20 protein-coding genes and 1 pseudogene are annotated in these 19,547 nt (G+C 33.3%); 11 read left to right on the plus strand and 10 right to left on the minus strand.

Going from position 1 to position 19,547, the window contains the following annotated elements; all coding sequences use genetic code 11:
• The first annotated feature begins 25 nt into the window (after positions 1 to 25).
• The 5 genes and pseudogenes from ANASTE_RS10935 to ANASTE_RS10950 all read left to right on the plus strand — a co-directional run bounded on the left by ANASTE_RS10935 (position 26) and on the right by ANASTE_RS10950 (position 5,210).
• Entirely contained in the window at positions 26 to 1,471 is a 1,446-nt protein-coding gene (locus ANASTE_RS10935; protein ID WP_007051083.1) for a Na+/H+ antiporter NhaC family protein, read from the plus strand.
• 23 nt (positions 1,472 to 1,494) lie between these two features.
• Complete coding sequence (locus tag ANASTE_RS10940) at positions 1,495 to 2,664, plus strand: NAD(P)/FAD-dependent oxidoreductase (protein WP_007051084.1); 1,170 nt, start codon at positions 1,495 to 1,497, stop codon at positions 2,662 to 2,664.
• A gap of 23 nt (positions 2,665 to 2,687) precedes the next feature.
• Positions 2,688 to 4,123: pseudogene (locus tag ANASTE_RS10945) on the plus strand (aryl-sulfate sulfotransferase); the annotation flags it as partial.
• Positions 4,124 to 4,210: 87 nt separating this feature from the next.
• The gene (locus ANASTE_RS12265; protein WP_242648119.1) at positions 4,211 to 4,495 is read left to right on the plus strand and encodes a thioredoxin family protein; all 285 of its coding nucleotides are present in this window, start codon (positions 4,211 to 4,213) and stop codon (positions 4,493 to 4,495) included.
• 43 nt (positions 4,496 to 4,538) lie between these two features.
• Positions 4,539 to 5,210, plus strand: coding sequence for a Crp/Fnr family transcriptional regulator (locus ANASTE_RS10950; protein ID WP_007051088.1), 672 nt, complete (start codon positions 4,539 to 4,541; stop codon positions 5,208 to 5,210).
• A gap of 98 nt (positions 5,211 to 5,308) precedes the next feature.
• On the opposite strand, the gene ANASTE_RS10955 is transcribed toward ANASTE_RS10950, so the two are convergent.
• A complete protein-coding gene (locus ANASTE_RS10955) occupies positions 5,309 to 6,229 on the minus strand; it encodes an acetylxylan esterase (protein ID WP_039945608.1) in 921 nt (306 codons plus the stop codon).
• A 27-nt stretch (positions 6,230 to 6,256) separates the two neighbouring features.
• Positions 6,257 to 7,387 carry a PTS transporter subunit IIC gene (locus ANASTE_RS10960; RefSeq protein ID WP_007051090.1) on the minus strand — a complete coding sequence of 377 codons (1,131 nt, stop codon included), beginning with the start codon at positions 7,385 to 7,387 and terminating at the stop codon, positions 6,257 to 6,259.
• Positions 7,388 to 7,399: 12 nt separating this feature from the next.
• Here ANASTE_RS10960 and ANASTE_RS10965 point away from each other — a divergent pair, with 12 nt between their 5' ends.
• From ANASTE_RS10965 to ANASTE_RS10975, 3 genes are all read left to right on the plus strand, one after another.
• On the plus strand, positions 7,400 to 8,080 hold the full coding sequence (locus tag ANASTE_RS10965) for a DeoR/GlpR family DNA-binding transcription regulator (protein ID WP_007051091.1): 681 nt from the start codon (positions 7,400 to 7,402) through the stop codon (positions 8,078 to 8,080).
• A 126-nt stretch (positions 8,081 to 8,206) separates the two neighbouring features.
• Positions 8,207 to 9,058 (plus strand): aldo/keto reductase, encoded by an 852-nt coding sequence (locus ANASTE_RS10970; RefSeq protein WP_007051092.1) that lies wholly within the window; start codon positions 8,207 to 8,209, stop codon positions 9,056 to 9,058.
• A gap of 130 nt (positions 9,059 to 9,188) precedes the next feature.
• The gene (locus ANASTE_RS10975; protein WP_039945610.1) at positions 9,189 to 10,202 is read left to right on the plus strand and encodes a C45 family autoproteolytic acyltransferase/hydolase; all 1,014 of its coding nucleotides are present in this window, start codon (positions 9,189 to 9,191) and stop codon (positions 10,200 to 10,202) included.
• A gap of 59 nt (positions 10,203 to 10,261) precedes the next feature.
• Here the strand turns inward: ANASTE_RS10975 and ANASTE_RS10980 are convergent, their stop codons facing one another.
• From ANASTE_RS10980 to ANASTE_RS12000, 4 genes are all read right to left on the minus strand, one after another.
• On the minus strand, positions 10,262 to 10,591 hold the full coding sequence (locus ANASTE_RS10980) for a hypothetical protein (RefSeq protein ID WP_007051094.1): 330 nt from the start codon (positions 10,589 to 10,591) through the stop codon (positions 10,262 to 10,264).
• 135 nt (positions 10,592 to 10,726) lie between these two features.
• On the minus strand, positions 10,727 to 11,452 hold the full coding sequence (locus ANASTE_RS10985) for a hypothetical protein (RefSeq protein WP_007051095.1): 726 nt from the start codon (positions 11,450 to 11,452) through the stop codon (positions 10,727 to 10,729).
• A 4-nt stretch (positions 11,453 to 11,456) separates the two neighbouring features.
• A complete protein-coding gene (locus ANASTE_RS10990; RefSeq protein ID WP_039945612.1) occupies positions 11,457 to 11,852 on the minus strand; it encodes a hypothetical protein in 396 nt (131 codons plus the stop codon).
• Positions 11,803 to 11,961 carry a hypothetical protein gene (locus tag ANASTE_RS12000; protein WP_007051097.1) on the minus strand — a complete coding sequence of 53 codons (159 nt, stop codon included), beginning with the start codon at positions 11,959 to 11,961 and terminating at the stop codon, positions 11,803 to 11,805. Before ANASTE_RS12000 ends, ANASTE_RS10990 begins: the two co-directional genes overlap by 50 nt.
• A gap of 170 nt (positions 11,962 to 12,131) precedes the next feature.
• Here ANASTE_RS12000 and ylqF point away from each other — a divergent pair, with 170 nt between their 5' ends.
• The 3 genes from ylqF to codY all read left to right on the plus strand — a co-directional run bounded on the left by ylqF (position 12,132) and on the right by codY (position 14,986).
• The gene (ylqF, locus tag ANASTE_RS10995; RefSeq protein WP_007051098.1) at positions 12,132 to 12,959 is read left to right on the plus strand and encodes a ribosome biogenesis GTPase YlqF; all 828 of its coding nucleotides are present in this window, start codon (positions 12,132 to 12,134) and stop codon (positions 12,957 to 12,959) included.
• 9 nt (positions 12,960 to 12,968) lie between these two features.
• The gene (locus tag ANASTE_RS11000) at positions 12,969 to 14,108 is read left to right on the plus strand and encodes a ribonuclease HII (RefSeq protein WP_007051099.1); all 1,140 of its coding nucleotides are present in this window, start codon (positions 12,969 to 12,971) and stop codon (positions 14,106 to 14,108) included.
• 107 nt (positions 14,109 to 14,215) lie between these two features.
• Positions 14,216 to 14,986, plus strand: a complete 771-nt coding sequence (gene codY, locus ANASTE_RS11005) for a GTP-sensing pleiotropic transcriptional regulator CodY (protein WP_007051100.1) — start codon at positions 14,216 to 14,218, stop codon at positions 14,984 to 14,986.
• Between the two features lie 162 nt (positions 14,987 to 15,148).
• Here codY and ANASTE_RS11010 read toward each other — a convergent pair whose 3' ends face one another.
• From ANASTE_RS11010 to ANASTE_RS11025, 4 genes are read right to left on the minus strand one after another with little or no spacing between them, the layout of a single operon-like run.
• Positions 15,149 to 16,396: a PTS transporter subunit IIC gene (locus tag ANASTE_RS11010; protein WP_007051101.1), complete on the minus strand. Its 1,248-nt coding sequence runs from the start codon at positions 16,394 to 16,396 to the stop codon at positions 15,149 to 15,151.
• Positions 16,397 to 16,421: 25 nt separating this feature from the next.
• The gene (locus ANASTE_RS11015) at positions 16,422 to 16,718 is read right to left on the minus strand and encodes a PTS sugar transporter subunit IIB (protein ID WP_007051102.1); all 297 of its coding nucleotides are present in this window, start codon (positions 16,716 to 16,718) and stop codon (positions 16,422 to 16,424) included.
• Positions 16,719 to 16,735: 17 nt separating this feature from the next.
• Positions 16,736 to 17,185: a PTS sugar transporter subunit IIA gene (locus tag ANASTE_RS11020; protein ID WP_007051103.1), complete on the minus strand. Its 450-nt coding sequence runs from the start codon at positions 17,183 to 17,185 to the stop codon at positions 16,736 to 16,738.
• 15 nt (positions 17,186 to 17,200) lie between these two features.
• Complete coding sequence (locus ANASTE_RS11025) at positions 17,201 to 19,189, minus strand: BglG family transcription antiterminator (RefSeq protein WP_039945614.1); 1,989 nt, start codon at positions 19,187 to 19,189, stop codon at positions 17,201 to 17,203.
• Positions 19,190 to 19,547 lie beyond the last annotated feature (358 nt).

Raw genomic sequence — 19,547 nt, forward strand, 5'->3', positions numbered from 1 at the left:
TAAGATAAACACAGAGGTGGTTAGAATGAAAAATAAAGACGTAAATTCTTCATTGGAGTTTTATGTTTGTGAGGAATTTGCGATGTTGCCCATTGTTTTGTACGTTGTGCTTAGCGCCGTAATCATGATTTTTTTTCATTATTATTCCATGAAAGCACTTATTGTTGCTGCAGTTATTTCTATTTTTATAGGATTTTTAATATGTAAGACAAAGAGTGAGTACTGGAACAGTATAGTAAGAGGATTGGCAAAGTATTCAAATGCGAGATTGATTTTAATATTTATGGTAATAGGTATTTTTTCAAATCTTTTGGTTACAGGGAAAATCGGAGCAGGGTTTATATGGCTGAGCCTTCACCTTGGTATAAAAGGAGGCGGTTTTGTTGTTTTTTGTTTTATCGTTTCTTCGATCATATCCATGGGTGCGGGTGCTCCTATAGCTGCCTTATTGGCAGTAGTGCCGATATTTTATCCTGCGGGAGTTCTTCTTGGTGCTAACCCCGCAGTCCTTACAGGAGCAATGATGAGCGGTATTTTTTTCGGGGATGCTTTGTCTCCAAGCTCTCAGGTAATACATACGACTATAATGTCTCAGCATGATCCTGTTACAGGGGAGAGTGCCAAGCTGATCGAAACTATGAAAGAGAGACTGGTTTATATAATAATTGCGGGAGTTTTATCTGCAGTTATGTTTTATATAACAGGCGGGGGCGGAAACAGCGGGAATATCAGCGAACTTGTAAATATGTCCGATATAAGAGGTTTATGGATGTTACTTCCCATAGTGGTATTACTTATCATATGTTTTAAAACCAGTGATTTATTTGTTGGTGTATCCTTTGGGATACTAACGGGTTTGATTGTCGGTATATGTACAGGATTATTTGAAATTTCGGATATAGTAAATATCAATTCTTCTATCCCTCAGTTAAGCGGGATTTTATCGGATGGATTATCATCGGTTATAGATATTATAGTATCAACGATTTTATTGTACGGACTTATATCCATCGCAGTGGAAGGTAAAATGATGGATAAATGCTGTGATTATATTTTATCCAGAAAATTTGTCAAATCCGCAAAGGGAGCTGAAACCGTAATCGCTGTCGGGGTCGGCGTTGTAAATATATTGCTTGCGGGATGTGTCCTTCCGTCGATACTTATGTTTAAAGACGTTGCGGATACAATCGGTCAAAAAGCAGGTATACCTGCAAGCAGAAGAAGTATACTTCTTACCGCGATGTCGACAAATATTACAGCTATAATCCCTATTAACAGTGCATTTGTTATGGGAGCGATGACTGTAATAAATCAGCTTTCGGCAAAAAGCAGTTATCTGCCGATAACTACACCCATTAAGATATTTGTATCTTCATACTATTGTTTGATACTTACAGTTATCTGCATATTATGGGTCGGTTTCGGATTTGGCAGAAAAATCATAAATAAAAAAAATACTATATCGGTTTAACAAAAGTAAAGGAGTGGTTAGATATGAAAGATATGTATGATGTAATAATCATAGGAGGCGGTCCTGCGGGGCTTTCTGCGGCTATATATGCAGGAAGAGCGGAAAGAAAAACCTTAGTGATTGAAAAAGGGAGTTACGGCGGAAGAGTTAAAGATACATTAGAGATAAGAAATTATCCTGGGACTGTAACAGACAGCGGAGCGGGACTGATGGAAAAATTCAAAGAACATGCAAGTTCATTTCCGACAAATTCTTTTAAACGTACTACTGTTACGAGTATAACAAAGGAAGATGACGGCACTTTTACCGTACATACAAAACGTAGAGGTGATTTTGGGTGTGAATGTGTGATATTGGATGTAGGGACAAAGCCAAGAGTGCTGGGAATTCCGGGAGAAGAAGAGTTCGTTGGACATGGGGTAGCATACTGCGCAACATGTGACGCGGAATTTTTCAAAGGAAAAGAAATATTTGTTTTAGGTGCCGGAGATCAGGCGATAGAAGAATCTTGTTATTTAACGGAGTTTGCCAATAAGGTCACGGTCATAGTACTACATGAAGAGGGACATCTTGACTGCAATGAAATTGCAGCCAACGAAGCTTTTAAAAATCCTAAAATTGATTTTGTATGGAATTCGACTCTTCAGGAAATCAAAGGTAATGAACATGTGGAGAGTGTGGTCATCAAAAATGTTGTAACCAGAGAAACAACGGAATTTAAGACGGACGGATTATTTTCATTCGTAGGTATGGTACCTCAAACCGATATTATCAAAGACATAGTAAAATTAGATCCTAAAGGATATATACCTGTCAATGACAAGAAAGAAACAAATGTAGCGGGAATATATGCGGTGGGGGATTGCACGCAAACTTTCCTTCGTCAGGTCGTTACATCTGCGGCGGACGGTGCTGTAGCGGCTACTGCAAGCGAGCGTTATATCAGTGAAAAACGTCAGCTTGATAATATATTGACTGACAAATCGGGAGATATTGCTTTTGTATTTTATAATCCTTATGAAACCAGTCAAATAGATGAAGTTACAAAGCTTGAAGAAGAGCTTAAAAATACATATAAAGTTTACCGTCAGGACGTAACGAGACAGTCCTTGCTTTTTAAATTGTTGGGAATGGAAAAGACTGTTTCCAGTGCTTTCTTTAAAGACGGCAAACTTGTGAAAAAAAATAATTAAATATATAACGGAGGAATGAAATTATGGGACAGCCACTAGTTTTCCCTCATGGGGTCACGGTTTATAATCCAAAAAAGTGTTTTAACGGATATACTATAGTACCGTTGATAAATGACGGGGTATTATTGTTTGATATGAACGGAAATGAAATAAGAAGATGGAATATGCATGCAATGCCGCCAAAGCTATTACCCGGCGGATATGTAATGGGACTCAGTGGATATCGCCATCCCGATTATGGTATGCAGGACGGTGTAAACTTGATCGAAATCGATTATGATGGGAATATAGTTTGGGAATTTGATAAGTTTGAAGAAATCAATGACCCCGGAAGAGACCATAGATGGATGGCGAGACAGCATCACGACTATCAAAGGGAGGGTAATCCCGTGGGATATTATGTTCCCGGAATGGAAGCTAAGGCTTTGGAAGGCAATACTTTGATCCTCGTTCATCAAACTATTAAAAATCCGTTAATAAGCGATAAAAAATTACTTGATGATGCAATGATAGAAGTAGACTGGGAAGGTAATATTTTATGGAAATGGTCTGTAAGCGAGCATTTTGATGAACTTGGTTTTGATGAAGCTGCTAAAAATATTTTGTCGAGAGACCCAAATATGCGTACTCCGGACGGCGGAGTCGGTGATTATCTTCATGTAAACTGCATGAGCTATTTGGGACCGAATAAATAGTTCGACGGGGGTGATGAGAGATTTGATCCGGACAATATTATATTTGACTGCCGTGAAGCAAATATTTTAGCCATAATAGATAAGAAAAGCAGTCATATAGTATGGAGGATAGGTCCTGATTTTAATGAAACTCCTGAACTTAAAAAGCTGGGCTGGATAATAGGTCAGCATCATTTGCATATGATACCTAAGGGATTGCCCGGAGAAGGAAATCTTTTGGTATTCGATAATGGCGGCTGGGCCGGTTACGGAGTTCCGAACCCGGGGTCTAAAAACGGTTCTAAGAATGCTATCAGAGATTACAGCAGGGTCATAGAATTTAACCCTGTAACATTGGAGATTGAATGGCAGGTAACTCCTAAAGAACTTGGTCATGCTATTCCTACGGATGCAAGTAAATTTTATAGTCCGTATGTATCCAGTGCACAAAGACTTCCAAACGGGAATACACTTATAGACGAAGGAAGTGACGGAAGGCTCATAGAAGTGACGAAAGATCATGAAATCGTATGGGAATGGATATCTCCTTATTATACTCATAATGAAGAGGGACAAAAAATAATATGATTTACAGAGCTTATCGTTATCCTTATGAGTATGTGCCACAGGAACCAAGACCTAAAGAAGTTGAAATTAAGCCTATTGATAATACCACTTATCGTGTTCCCGGAGCAGGCAAACTGGGGGCAAAGAAAATTATTGATATAGAAGGGACTCTTCCTTATTATCAAGACGTTGCACTTTGTGTCGCTACCGATGACGAAGGCGTCGTTTACAATAAAGAAAAGATTTTTACAGTCGATACTGATTTATTTAAGCCCGTTAACAGTATAAGTGAATGGTATGATAAAGTGCTGAATATTAAATCTAAACCTGTTTTGGTTCTTTTCGGGGCTGAAAGAGGTACTCACTGTAAGGCGCTTCATCCTATTTTGGAAGAAGCTTTGGAAGAAGAATTTAAAGATTTGTTTGGAATCCGTTTTGTTAATGTCGATGAAAATTCCGATATTATAAAGTCTTTAAACATTTCTGGGATACCGGTTGTAGCGGTATTTAAAAACGGAGAAGAAATAAAGCGCTTTAACGGTGAAAGAGATTACGATGACCTTTGTGATTTCCTTGATGAAGTATTATAATATTTATATATAAATATTTTCTATAAATCGGGAGGTTTCGGAAATGCAGATAAATAATTCTAAAAATATGGGATACAGAGATAGAGAGTTTGCCGACTTATGTTTGAATAATACATATTTTAAATCTTATTTCGTTCAAAAAACATATAAAAATTCTACCGTTATATTGTCTCAAGGTACATCTATCGAACATTTTGGGATCGTGATAGACGGCGTACTTAAAGCTGAGAAATGCACGCAAAAAGGAAGCGAACTTTGCTGTACATATTTTGAAAACAATGATGTGTTTCCGGAACTTCTGTATTTTACGGGAGAGAGGATATATACTTATTCCTTGATTGCGGTTAAGAAAACTAAAGTAGTCTGGATACCTGTCAATATATTTGAGAAAATGCTGAGTGAAAATATTGAGCTTACGACTTCATTTATGTTCTATATATCTAAAAGAGCTTTGAAAAGTCAGTTATTGTTAAATTGTTTGAATTATTCTACCATAAAGCAGAGGATTGCTTGTTGGATACTGAGTATGAATGATATAAATCAAAGCGATATTATTTCTCTTCCCGGTTCTCAGACTATTTGGGCAAATACGCTGCATGTCAGCAGATCATCCTTAAATCAGGAACTAAGGCATATGAAAGAAAAAGGTTATTTTGATATAAAAGATAATAATCTTATACTCCTGGATCTTGAAGCTTTGGAAATGATTTTATAAAAACAGACTGTTAAAAAACAGTCTGTTTTTTAGATAGGTATATTTAGATAAAATTTATATCATAGATTATTTAAATAATACTGAAATAAGTCATTATCCTAAAACAGTAATTGTGGTTCGTGAGCGTAATCGGGGTATATTATCATTTCTTTTTGAGATTTTATTTTATTGTAAGCTGCAAATTGAGTACTCGGGTGGCAGGATTCGTCTAAAATTGCAAGTGTCCAGTGTACTTTAGCGGTGATTCTGTCAGCTAAATTTGAAATATCAACATAGCTTAATTTATTGATTATATCTTTTTCCGTTTCGTGTTTTGGATCCACTCTTCTGAAATATTCCATGAATTCATCTGCGTCAGTAAGATTATCTTCTAAGACGTGTTTTAGATCGCTCATAAATGGATAAGTTGGAGTTATTATTTTTACTCCCTCTACAAGTGAAGTTGCAGCTATCGTTATGGCTCCTCCTTGTGATTTTCCATTGATACCTATTCTTGTTTCGTCAATTTCATCCATACTCATCAGAGTTTTTACTGCTTTTACGCCGTCCAAGTAGATGTTTCTGGCGAATAGTTTTCTTATATCTTCATCCTGCATCCCTCTTATGAATTGTCCGTATTTTGTCGAACCTACTCCATCCCACGGATCCGTTGACAGACCTCCCTGACCTCTGATATCCATTGCTAAAACCGCTATGTCATTGTATACATATGGAAGGTATTGGAATGGACCTCTTGTGTTAGAACCATATCCATGGAAAAAAGTTATCCCCGGTATCTTATATTTTATATTTTTAGGTCTTATGTATAAACAGTGTATTTGCGCACCATATGTACTTTCAAAATATAAGTCGAACTGTTCTATATTCTTTTCTGCCGTTTCTATTTTTTTTAATGTATATCCTTGTTTTGTATTTTCTAATTCAGTTAATGAATCCCCCCAAAATTTATCGAAATCATCAGGTTTAGAACTTATACCCATATAGTTTTTGTATTTGTTTATTGATGATAATAATGGCATTGTATGTCCTCTTTTCTAAATTGATTATTATAGACAGACCATCTTGGCAAGGAAGAATGGTATCCATGTTATCCATTGACCTCCGATAGCCAGGTTTGTGATTTGTGCGGCACCTTCCGGAACAGTTAAATTTGCCTGACTTGCAAGGCTTGTAACTATGCTTGCTCCGTAAGATGAAAATGTAAGTGCTATGGCACATAATACAGCCATTTCTATCAGTCCTCTGAATAAATTGCCTTTGCTTGATAATACGCAAGGTACTGCCCAGAAAGGTAATGCTGCTAAATCTGCCAAAGGTAGGACGGTATTCCAAGGAAGAATTACTGCCTCAATTAGAATAATTGGAATAGCAAGAAGTCCGATTGAAATTACAAAAGGATGTCCTGTTGCAACGGCAGCGTCAAGACCTATATAAAGCTCTTTGCCCGGAAATTTCTTTTCAAGGAAAGACTGTGTCGCTTCTGAAATAGGCATCAAGCCTTCCATTAATAAGGAAACCATTCTGGGTATCAATACTAATACTGCCGCTATATTCATACCTACTATTAAAATTTGCTGGATAGCTGTTCCTATATTTATTTCCGGTGAAGTGAACTGTGCCAAAGCCGATAAAAAGCCTCCGATAATAAATCCCATCATTATAGGTTCTCCCAGTAAACCCAGCTTTTCTACTATACCTTCGCTTGTCCAGTGAATATTTTTTATTCCTGGTATTTTATCTAATAATTTATCTATAGGATATGTATATAAACAGTTACACATAGATTGACAGTGAGGGAGTGATATCCCTTCAAGTCCGAATATTTCAACACAGTCTGATTGAGTCCAGTCTGCTATTATAAACATTATCCCCATGATTACGATTGCTTGGCCTATGGCAAATACCCATGCTAACAAAGTTCCTTTACATACCAGTAAGATAGCCGAACCTGAGAACAGTACATGCCAGTAATTCCATATATCTACATCCATTGTTTTTGTCCAGCCTAACATTATCATTATTATATTTGTTATGATTATTGCTATGAATATAAATGGTACCACTTGAGTCGACCATGCTATAGCCGAGCCTGAAGCCCAGCCTATATCTATTGCCGTTAATTTAAACCCTAAATTGTCTACTAATGATTGTGCTACGGGTGAAATTGTAGATGACATTAGCTTTCTAAAATGTTTGATGTTTCCATTTCTACTATGAAAAGAGATTTGGATACTATGAATAATAAAGGGCTTTTAAAACGGGTTCCCGGAGGAGTGACGACTACGAAGGGAGAACTTGCCACACCTACATCTATAGCTTCTTATGCCAATGTAAATGCAGAAAAAAAACTTAAGATATCCGGTGCAATAAATGAAGTAATAGAGGATGGGGATTCTTTGTTTCTGGAAGTAGGATCCACATGTCATTATGCTTATCAGCATCTAAACAGAAAAAATCTTACTATTTTTACTCCGTCTCTTCAGATACTGACTACTAAAAATGATAATGTAGATCATTTATATTGTATGGAGGGCGAAGCTGTACTGCCTTATCTTATCATTAGGGGCTTTCCTTTACTCGAGAATTTAAAAAGGATAAATCCAAATAAAATAGTATTTTCATGCTACGGATTAAATGAAGATTATGACTTGGTTGGCAGAGTAGATTATGATAATGCGGTTTTAAGGACATTATTAGATATGAGAGGGGAGAAAATACTTTTATTGGATTCTTCAAAGATATGTGTTAACAATACATTTTTTGTGCCCGATATAACTAAAATTGATGTTCTGATAACCGATGACGGGATAGATGAAGAGCACTTAAATAAAATAAGAGAAAAAGGTGTTAAGGTCATTATTGGAAAATAAAAGTAAAATAGTTTTAGAACAGATAAATTTAATCTTATTTAACATTTAAATTTTATGATTTAAATCTATTTACTATATTTAAGAATCAGTGATAAAATAAATATAATATAAACAGCGAGGTGAAAAATGAAAAGTTTAAAGGACACATTTAAATTAAATAACGGTTATGAAATCCCGTGTATAGGTTATGGAACATTTCAGACTCCTGACGGTGATAGCGTCGTAAATGGAGTAAAGGAAGCAATCAAGGCAGGGTATAGACATATCGATACTGCTTGGTTTTATCAAAACGAGAAAGGTGTAGGTCAAGGTATAAGGGAAAGCGGAGTTAAGAGAGAAGACTTATTTATTACGAGTAAACTTTGGAACAGCGATAGAGGATATGAAAGTGCAAAAGAAGCTTTTGAAAAGACTATGGATAATTTGGGGCTGGAATATCTTGATTTATATCTGATACACTGGCCGGCAAATAAGAAGCAATTTGATAATGCAGAAGAAATCAATGCAAATACATGGAGAGCTTTTGAAGATATATATGAGACGGGAAGAGTAAAATCGATTGGGTTAAGCAATTTCTTACCGCAACATATCGATGAATTGATGAAGACGGCAAAAATCAAACCTATGGTAAATCAAATTGAGTTTCATCCCGGATTTGCTCAAATCGAAACGGCAGAATACTGCATTAAAAACGATATAGTGGCAGAAGCTTGGTCACCCCTTGGCAGAAAAGATGCACTAAGCAACGAAACTTTGATTGAACTTTCAAAAAAATATGATAAAAGCGTTGCTCAGATTTGTATAAGGTGGGTGCTTCAGCATAATATTCTCCCTCTTCCGAAATCTGTTACACCAAGCAGGATAATAGAAAATGCGGACGTATTTGATTTTGAAATAGATAATGAAGATATGAAAATAATTGATGATATCCCATATTGCGGCGGTCAGTGTGCTGACCCCGATGAAGTGGATTTTTAAATTGACTGATTTAAAGAGCTTATTTTAATAAGCTCTTTTTTTTGATATTTATTTAGTTGTTGACTAAAAATTTTTATTTGGTTATGCTTTAACTATGGGGCGCGTCTTGAATAATAAAAGGAGAGATATTATGTATCATTCAAGATTTAAAAATAGTTATTATGATGCGGGGTTTAAGTATGGGAGTTTATTATTTGATAATGGAAAATCCCTTAATAAAGCTCATATTTTAAATTTAAGCGAAGAAAAAAGAGACTTTACCATTAAGAGTATTGAAATTTACAAAAGGGAATATCCCGAGATACTGGAAGAAATAAAAGGTATTGCCGATGGGCAAAGAATGGAGTTTTTGGACCTTGCCTGTTTTATTCTGGGTATGTATAATTTTACTTTGGAAAATTACTGCAGCTGTGTTGTCGTAAAAAGCGGAGAAAATATTATCTTTGGAAGGAACAGTGACTTTTTAGTTGAATTGGAACATCTTTATGAAAGCTGCTATTATGATTTATATAACAGCTATTCATTTATAGGAAATACCACAGCAGTTACTCAAATAGAAGACGGAGTAAACGAATACGGACTTGCAGCAGGACTTACATTTATTTATCCCACAGTTAAAAAACCGGGAATAAATGCGGGACTTTTAATAAGGTATATTTTAGAAAAATGTAAGACGGTCAAAGAGGGGATATATGCTCTAAATAAACTAACAATATCCTCTAATCAAACTATAACTATTGCGGATAAGTACGGTGATATGGCGGTAATCGAGTGTAACTGCAATGAAATGGAAATAATAAAACCAAAAGGGAATGAAAATGTCGTTTATACCACAAACCATTTTAATACCGATAAAATGAAAAAATATAATCCTCAAAAGGCTTTAAATGGAGAAGATTTGTTTTCTTATAAAAGGTATGAAGTTTTAAAAGATGTATTAAGTGTTAAAAAAGAATATGACTTTGAATTCATAAAAAATTTGCTTGGAGGAAAATATGGATTTATGTGTCAGTATGATAGGAGATTAGGGGCGGATACAGTATGGTCTTCAATATATTTATTGAATAAAAATAAAGTATACAGATGTGAAGGGAATCCTTCGAGAAAAACTTATAAATCAGATAAGAGGCTTCCTTTTAAATAAATGGAAAAGGACCGGCATATGCCGGTCCTTTTCGTTGGGTTTTTATCTATGAAAATAATTTATATCTTGGCTCTCTGCTTAAGATAATACTCATATTTTTTAATATGCATTTCAATATGAGTTATTATAAAATCATTTAGCGGTACAAATTTTTTAATGTAGTTCAATTCGCCTTTCAATTTATTCAGATTGTCATATGTCCTCATTACCATACTTAAATCCGTTTTGTTAAGTGAAAGTACATCAATTTCAAGTTTGGATAAAGCTCTGATTAAAGAATCTTTCAATGAAGCTACATTATCATTTGTAATTTCATTTATACCGCTGTCATATACCTTATCCTGATTGGCTTGATTTTTGTTTTTGAAATAGTAGTTATTTTTACTCATTTCCCCATACCCCTTTTTATAAAAAAATTATCAATATTAATAAAAACGTGCTATGAACTAATTATACTACGGATATAATGGTAAATTTTGTCGGTTTGTTGATAATATATTGCTTCAAAATTGACATTAATTTGATTAGTTACCGATTACAATCAACGTCAGATTTAAATCACTTTGGTAAACTGCTCTGTTTGATATCTTTATAAGTTCGAGATATATTTTGACTGCGCTCATATCGAAGCTTTTTAGTTTTATTGAAAAGTCAGATGAATTGATTATAGGAACGGCAAGAAATATATTTTCAAAATTCACTTTGCTTTTATCCAGATATTTTGATACCTCGAATATAGTTCTTGATTCCACATCACTTCCTATATCAATAATTGTGTTTATAACTGATATTTTATAACTGCCTTGTTCTCCGTCAAAGAAAATGGGAACTTTACTTATATCAAGATCAATGGAATTTATTATGCTTTTTATATCATCGATTTTATTATTTGCACTGTCAATTTGTTCTTTGAATATATTCATGGAAGGTGCTTTGGTAAGTTCGGTAGAACTGATATCATTTGTTATGTAGTCTTCGCTTTTTATTTTTTCAAGTTCGGTTAATTTGTCGTTTATATTATTTTCTTTAATGTCACATTCTTCTTTTGTATAATAATTCTCTTTATCTCTTAATTTAAAATATGTATTATTTGCTTCCTCTTTAGATAATATGTTGTTTTGTATGTAATTATTTAACATTTCGTTATTTTCTGTAATTACATTGTCCCATGCAGTCTTTGGATAATATGCTTCGTATTCGTCAAACGAATTCTTTTTTGCTTTAAGTGTAAATTTATTTTCTTTTAACATCTTTTTACATCCTTTCTTCTTTCATGAAAATACTTCTTGTATCATAAGCTCTTGCTTTCATTTCATTTTCAAAATATTTTTTATTTTGTTTTTCTTTCTCTTTGTTTTTTCTATTCATTTCTTCAATCAATTTATCACTGTTTTCTATCCTTGTCTTTAAGCAGTAGTAATAAGTTCTTATGTCTAAATGTTTGTAAGGAACCATAAAGCAAAAAGTTCCCATTTTATTAAATGCATTATGTACTTCATATTTGTTTTTATTTGTATTGAATACTATAAAATAACCTTCATCGATTTCTTTTAATCTATTTGAAATATCAAATAAATCATTTTCTATCAAAATAAAATATTTACTCTTTAAAAACAGATCTCTTATTTTGTTTTTTCTTTCTCTTTTCATCTTTACTTTCTTCCTTATTTTCTTTAAATTCTTTCTTTAAAAAATAGGATTTTGTTTTTATCCTGATTTTATGTTCATATTCTTTTTCTAAGTATTCTCTTCCTTTCATTGTTTTTCTCCTTAAAAATAATAAAAGACAAGAAATTTCTTTCTCGTCTTTTTTATATTTTAAGTATAATATTACATTTCTTTATATGCAATGACGAGAAATTACACTTTTTTTATTTCTTTTTTTATATATATTTGTGTATAATAGTAGAAAAGTCAGCGAGGTAGATTATGAATATTCAATGGTATCCCGGTCACATGGCTAAGGCTACGAGACTAATAAAAGAGGATCTTAAAAATGTTGATGTAATAATAAAACTTCTTGATGCGAGAGCAGTAATAAGAAGTGAAAATAAAGATTTTAATAAAATAATAAATCAGAAAAAATCTATAAAGGTATTTAATAAGACTGATTTGGCAGATGACAATAAAACTGCTGAGTGGATCAAGTATTTTAAAGATAACAACGAAGATGTTTTCTTCGTGGATGCTTTAAACAAAAAAGGGCTAAATGACGTTGTTAATTATTTAAATGATATAAAAGTTAATTTCAGGGCAAACAGGGAAGTCAGAGCTATGGTCGTTGGTATACCAAATGTAGGTAAATCAATGTTTATCAACGCAATAACAAGGAAGTCAAATGCCAGAACGGGAAATAAACCGGGCGTTACATTATCAAAACAGTGGATAAAGGTCAAAGGGGAATTTTACTTGCTTGATACTCCGGGAGTCCTGCCTCCTAAATTTGATAATATAGAAGACGGAGTTTGTCTTGCTTCGATTGGATCGGTTAAGGAAACCATACTCGACAGAGAAGAACTTGCTTTGAAATTAATAGAATTCCTTATAGATAAATATCCGAATGATTTGATAAACAGGTATAAACTTGATAGCGTAGATAAGTTACCTTTAGAAGTATATGAGGATATAGGCAGGAAAAGAGGATTTTTGTTAAAGGGCGGAGAAATCGATTATTTAAGGACAGCCGTTACGGTCCTTGATGAATTCAAAAACGGAAATATAGGTAAAATTTCATTCGACGGTGTAAATGATTTATAGGAGATAGTTATGATAGATATTAGCGGAATAAGTGTCAATAAATTAAGGAAGATGTTTTATGATATCAAAGAAGATGAGTATCCCGATTATATAGAAGCTTTCATTAATGACGGAAGAAGAGAAGTTAATAAATTCGGTGAAAGACTTATCAAAAAGAACGAAAAGTATCAAATGGAAATCAAAAGGATCGAAAATATAAAAGCATTTGAAAATTCGCTTCATGATGAAGGGTATAAATATATAGCGGGGATTGACGAGGTGGGAAGAGGACCTTTAGCCGGACCTGTTGTCACTGCCGCTGTAATGCTCCCAAAAGAGAGTAATATTTTATATATAAATGATTCTAAAAAGTTGAGTTCTCAGAAAAGAGAGGAACTGGCAGAAAAAATAAAAGAAGAAGCGATAAGCTATGCTATCGGTATTAAAGATAATGGTATTATAGATAAAATAAATATTTTAAATGCAACAAAGGAAGCTATGCTTGAAGCTGTTGATAATCTTAAAATAAAACCGGAAATTCTATTAATAGATGCAGTGCATTTGAACACAGATATCAAACAGGAGTCGTTTGTAAAAGGAGACGAAAACATATACTCTATAGGTGCTGCCAGCATATTAGCAAAAGTTTACAGAGATAAGCTAATGGAAGACTATGCAAAGGACTATCCTGAATATGGATTTGAAAAGAATAAAGGTTATGGTACTTTTGACCATATAGAGGCTATTAAAAATAATGGGTTATGTCCTATTCACAGAAGTTCTTTTACAAATAATCTGGTTACAAATACTGTTCAAAAAGGTAAAAATTACGAAAAAGTAGTTTGTAATTATTTGGAAAAACACGGCTATGACTTGCTTTTCAGAAATTATAAGTGTAAGTACGGGGAAATAGATATTATCATAAAAAAGAAAAATGTCATTGCATTTGTTGAAGTAAAAGGCAGACATAAAAATTTGATTGAACCAAGAAAATATGTAAATGAAGATAAGCAGAAAAAAATAGTTTTGAGTGCAATGAATTACTTAAAAGAAAAGAATATAGAGGATTGTTCTTATAGATTTGATGTGGTAGAAATCATAGATAAAACCAGAGGAAGTTTTGAAATCAATGTAATAGAAAATGCCTTTAATGCAGATGTCATCAATTAATTGTATATATTTCCGATACTTTTCAAAATATTTAGAAAATTGTTGAATTTTTAGCCGAATTGATGTAAGATGTAAATGATATTATTATTTTGGAGGACGAATATATAATGGAATCTGTTCTACTGGATAAAATTAGAAAATTAAACGAAATATTAAAGCTCACTGCAACTGACGTTGTGTCTTTTGATGCTTTAACAGAAGAGTTAAGCAATATATTAAATGTTAACGTATATGTTTCGGAAAATGACGGCACTATTTTAGCTTATTCGACAAGCGATAGGTTTAAATGCGGACTTACTTATTCTTCTCACGAAGAAACTCATTTTCCTGATAATTTTAATAATAAATTGCTTTCTTACAATGATACTGTAGAAAATGAATATGATGAAAGCCCTATTTGTACATTCGGAGATCAAGGACCTTGTGTTTATAAAGACAGATATTTGACGATAGTTCCTATAAACGGTCTGGGGGAAAGAATGGGGACTTTATTGTTTTCTAAGTACGGCGGTAAGTTTAACGATGATGAGATAATCCTTTGTGAATATTCTGCGGCTATAGTGGTGATGGAACTTTTAAGATATGTTCAGGATCAGCGAAAGAAGAATGATGCAGATGTGGCTGCGGCTAAAATGGCTCTTTCTACATTATCCTATTCCGAAGTGGAAGCCGTAAGGATGATATTTAAAGAGGTAAAAGACGAAGGACTTGTAGTTGCAAGTAAGATTGCAACAGAAGCTCAGATCACTCGTTCTGTTGTTTCAAATGCGCTTAGAAAACTGGAAAGCGCGGGAATAATCGAAACGAGAAGTCTTGGGATGAAGGGTACTTATATCAAAATATTAAATCAGGAACTCCGTTCTCAGCTTAATATTTAAGACACTTTAATTAGTGTCTTTTTTATTTATAAAAAGTTTGCAAATAATGTAAATAGGATATATAATAAATAAAAAACGACCCCGACTATAATAGTAATGAGTGTAGAAAGTTGTGCTATTATAGAAGGAGTTGTTTTTTTATTTAAACTTTATTGTATTTATTTAAAATATGGAAGTTATTTTAACTATGATCCATGCAATCAATTCTCCGCCTCCGCTGAGTGCAGATACTGATTTGGTTCCTGCTTCAACAAGTCCGCTTGATTGTCCCACAGATGTAAATAAAGGCGCAAGATCCGTTGCTATATATAACATTCCTATAATCACTATAATACCGATAAATAATGAACGGAATGAGTTTCTCTTTGCTGCGATTACAGGTGCTGCCATAAAGTATGTTAGTGCAGGAAGATCTGTGAATGGTAAGAGTTTATTTCCCGGCAGTACTACAGCTAGAAGTAATGTAATAGGTACCATGACCATTGCCATAGTGATGATTTCTTTATCTCCGAGTAAAACTGCCAAGTCCATACCTATGTTGACTTTTCTTCCCGGGAATTTTTTACTCATGAAGCTTTGTGCCGCATTTGACAGTGGGCTTAATCCTTCCATTAGTATTTTTACCATTCTAGGCAATATGAACATGACCGCTGCCATTCCGGCACCTGCTGCAAGCGCTGCTTCCCAGCCAAGTCCTCCGATAAGTGTTAATATAAAGCCGAGGATAAATCCTAAGAATAATGGTTCTCCGAGGAATGAAATTTTAGGATTTAATTTTGTCAAGCTGAAGTGTATTTTATTTATGCCGGGTATCCTGTCAAGTAACCAGTCGATACCCATACATATATAAAGCATCAATGGGAATGACTGTGTCGTTATAGTTACTCCCGGATATCCTAAGAAGTCTTTTATTTTATCTGCATGTTTGTCGGCAAGAAATAGTACAGTCCCTCCGTACAGCCCGCCTGCGATACATCCCATAACGAAGTTTCCCGTAAGAGCATAAACCAATGCTCCGCCCATTATAAAATGCCAGAAATTCCAGAGGTCTACATTAAGTGTATCCGTTGCTTTAAATATTAGCATAAGTATATTTATTGCTATCAATATTATAAACATAGCAACTACCAAAGAACCGTTACTGAATGCGATCCCGGAAGATACAGGCCAGCCCATATCATAAGTGTCGAGAGTCATATGCCAGTTTTTTTGAAGCCCTTCTATTATAGGTGTCATGTATGTACCCATGGTCCCGGTAATTAAATTTATACCTATAAAGCCTACACCAACTGTAAGCCCCGCTCTTAAGGCTTTTATAGGTTTCATTCCAACAATAAGTCCGATAATTAAAATGATTAGAGGCATCATAACGGATGCGCCTAAATCCAATATAGTTTGAATAATACTCATGGTCGTTCTCCTTCACAAATTATTTTTATTTCTTATTTAATACTTCTGCGATTTGTTCATATAGCGGTTCTGTATTTATATTCATTAAAATAGGTACCGCGTCAAATGAAGGTATATCTTTTGTATCGACGCTTTCCAGCGATGTGGTATGAATGATGATATCCGGAGGGTTGTTTTGAATAAGTCCGCCCGCTTCCGATACGTTTGCTTCCTGGATGTTTAGTTCTGTGATACCAAGCTCTTCAAGTCCGTCCTTCAATCGTTCTGCCACCAATGTTGATGTTGCAATACCGCTTCCGCAGATTGATAAAATATTATACATTTTTTCTCTCCTTTCTTTTATTTGATATATTTTGTTACAGTTTTAAAGATGTTTTCCTTTGTAGTTGCATTTAAGAGCATTTCCATCGCATCTTTGTCCTGTGTTATGGATATGATATTTGATAGTAAAGGAAGTTGTTTTTTCCCGTCCGTGAAAACTAATCCAAATACATATTTAACGTTTACATCATGTTTAGGGTTAGCCATTTCTTTAAATTTGACTATATTTTTAAGTTTAAAAATTATTATGCATGGTTTTATCACATGTTCAGGGTCGGTATGAGGAATTGCTATTGACCACGGGGATAATGGCAGTCCGGTGGGACTCATTTCCTCTCTGTTAAGTAATGATTTAGTATAGCTTTCTTTTACATATCCTTTTTTATATAAAATATCTCCGATTTTTTTTAGAATATCCTTATAATTTTCTTCTTTAACATCCAGATAAATATTGTCAATATTAATCATGTCATATTCCCTTTCTTATGATAATTTTTTTACGCTTTCTATAAATTCTTTAAATGTCTTTGAATTTACTAATTTATCAACTTTATTTTTATCATCCATAAGTCTGCTTATAAATTTAAAAACATTTCTCATATATGCTTTTTCATCTTTTCTAACCGCTAAGACAAATATGAGTTTTACTTTATAATCTCCCCAGGTTATGGCTTTTGGCAGTGATATAACACCTATAATCGTTTTATTTGCACATGCTTCAACGGGGTGGGGGATTGCGATCATGTTATCCAGTACCGTATTTGATAATTTTTCTCTTTCCAAAACTTTATCTAGAAAATCATTATTTACATATCCTTTTAGAAGCATTACGTTTGATATAAGAGAAAGTGCTTCTTCTTTTGTATTTACATTAAGATTTGGAAAAAATAGATCCTTGTTAAATTTATTAATGATACTTTCATCTATATTCTCTGCTTTGCTTGATTTTTTGTATACAAACTCGCTTCTTACATCTTCTATCAAGCTGGCTAATATCTGCTGTTCTTCATTTGAAAGTACAAGGCTTATTTCCATATGTTTTATATTTGCCGGTATATTCAAATTTTCGATTTTGCAGGTAGAAAGTATTATTGAGGGATTTTCCTCAAGTGCTTCATCAATTTTGTACACCGGATATGAACCTATGATTTCAATATTTTGTGAAAAAATATTTTTTAAGTTTGATACAAGTAATTTTGTATAGCTTGGTGCCATATGTGAGATGATAGCTATTTTTACTCCCGCTTTTCCATAATGAAGTCTCATTCTTTCTATTGCTGCGGCTATATGAGCTGCTATATAACTAAGCTCGCTTTCCGTTAATTTGATCCCAAGGACCTTTTTGAATATTTCATATATGTGAAGTGATAGCTCGAATATAAATGTATATTGTTTCTTTATCATATCCAAAATCGGACTTTCCACGAGCTGCTGATATTTTACTCTGTTTATCAAAGCTCGTACATGAAATATAAGCCCCATGAATAGTTCATCATCCATACTTAAATCCAGGTCGTAGTCATCTTTTATATTTGATATCAAAGATTCTACTATTTCTATTATTTGACTCGGCATTTGTCTTTTTGCTTCTTCTCTTGTTAGGTTCAACGGAGTAAATAAATTTACAAAGGATAATTTAACCGCTATCTGATTTATTTCATTTTGTTTATAGTCATTTTCACTTTTATCTTCAAGGATTTCCTTATAAAGTTCTTCTCCGATTTTATAAAGTATGTCATTATCTTTATTTACTTCATCCTTTAATTTGATTATTCTTTTATTTAGTTTTAACCTGACTTTTGCTATTAATAGATATACTGCTATGTCTGCCACTGCACTGTCATCTATATCCAAATGATATTTAAGTGCTATTTTAGAAACATTATCTCTGATTACTTCAAAACTTTCTTTCTTAAAATATTTGTTTTGTATAAAAAGTTTTTGTTTTTTTGAGTCATACTTGAGCATTAATATTTCATTTAAAAGAAATCTTAAAGTAGTTTCATTACCTATAAGTTCGATTTTTCCTTTTTCTCTTCTTAAATCTATAGAGGGATAAAAACTTTTTAACATTTCTTTTATATTTTGAATTTCATTTTCCAGTGTAGTCCTGCTTATAAATAATGAGTCCTCTATTTCGTATAAATCAACATTGTTTTTTTCGCATAAAAGCATAATTATGATGTCGTAAACTCTCTCTTTCTTTTGATTTTTATATCCGGAGTACTGGGAGAGTATACTGTTTAATAGTTCCTTGTTTTCTGATTTTAATATGTAACCTTTTCCTCTTTTTGATATTACCTGGCAGTTATATTGTTCAAGCACATAATTCAAAATACCGACATCATTTCTTATTGTTCTGTCTGAAACTCCTAACTTATTGGATAGCTCCGGTCCTGTAATATAACCTTCTGAGGAAATCAGGAGTTTAAGCATTTTCCTTTGTCTGGGTGAACAATAGAATAAATTCATTTTTTGTACCCCCTTTTAATTATTATTAAAGCTTTAAAATCGTATCTGTTTTTTATTGACAATCTTTTATGCACCCTCATTATATTAAATATTCCTTTCTCTTATCAAACCGACCTTTTCCGTTATGAAGCGGAAAAGAATAGTATTTTATAACGTTTTTTATATGTTTTTATTATTTGGCTGTTTTAAATTTAATAATGTAGATATATAAAATAATAAAGACTATATCAATATCATTATATTTGATTTTAGTATGCATTTGTAGTATTTAATACTTCCAAAATTTGTTATCTTCCGTAATCATACGGAAGTATTTGGTTTGTTTTGGTTTTTATCATTCTCTATACTTTGGGTATAT

Source organism: Anaerofustis stercorihominis DSM 17244, from assembly GCF_000154825.1.
Lineage (GTDB): Bacteria > Bacillota > Clostridia > Eubacteriales > Anaerofustaceae > Anaerofustis > Anaerofustis stercorihominis.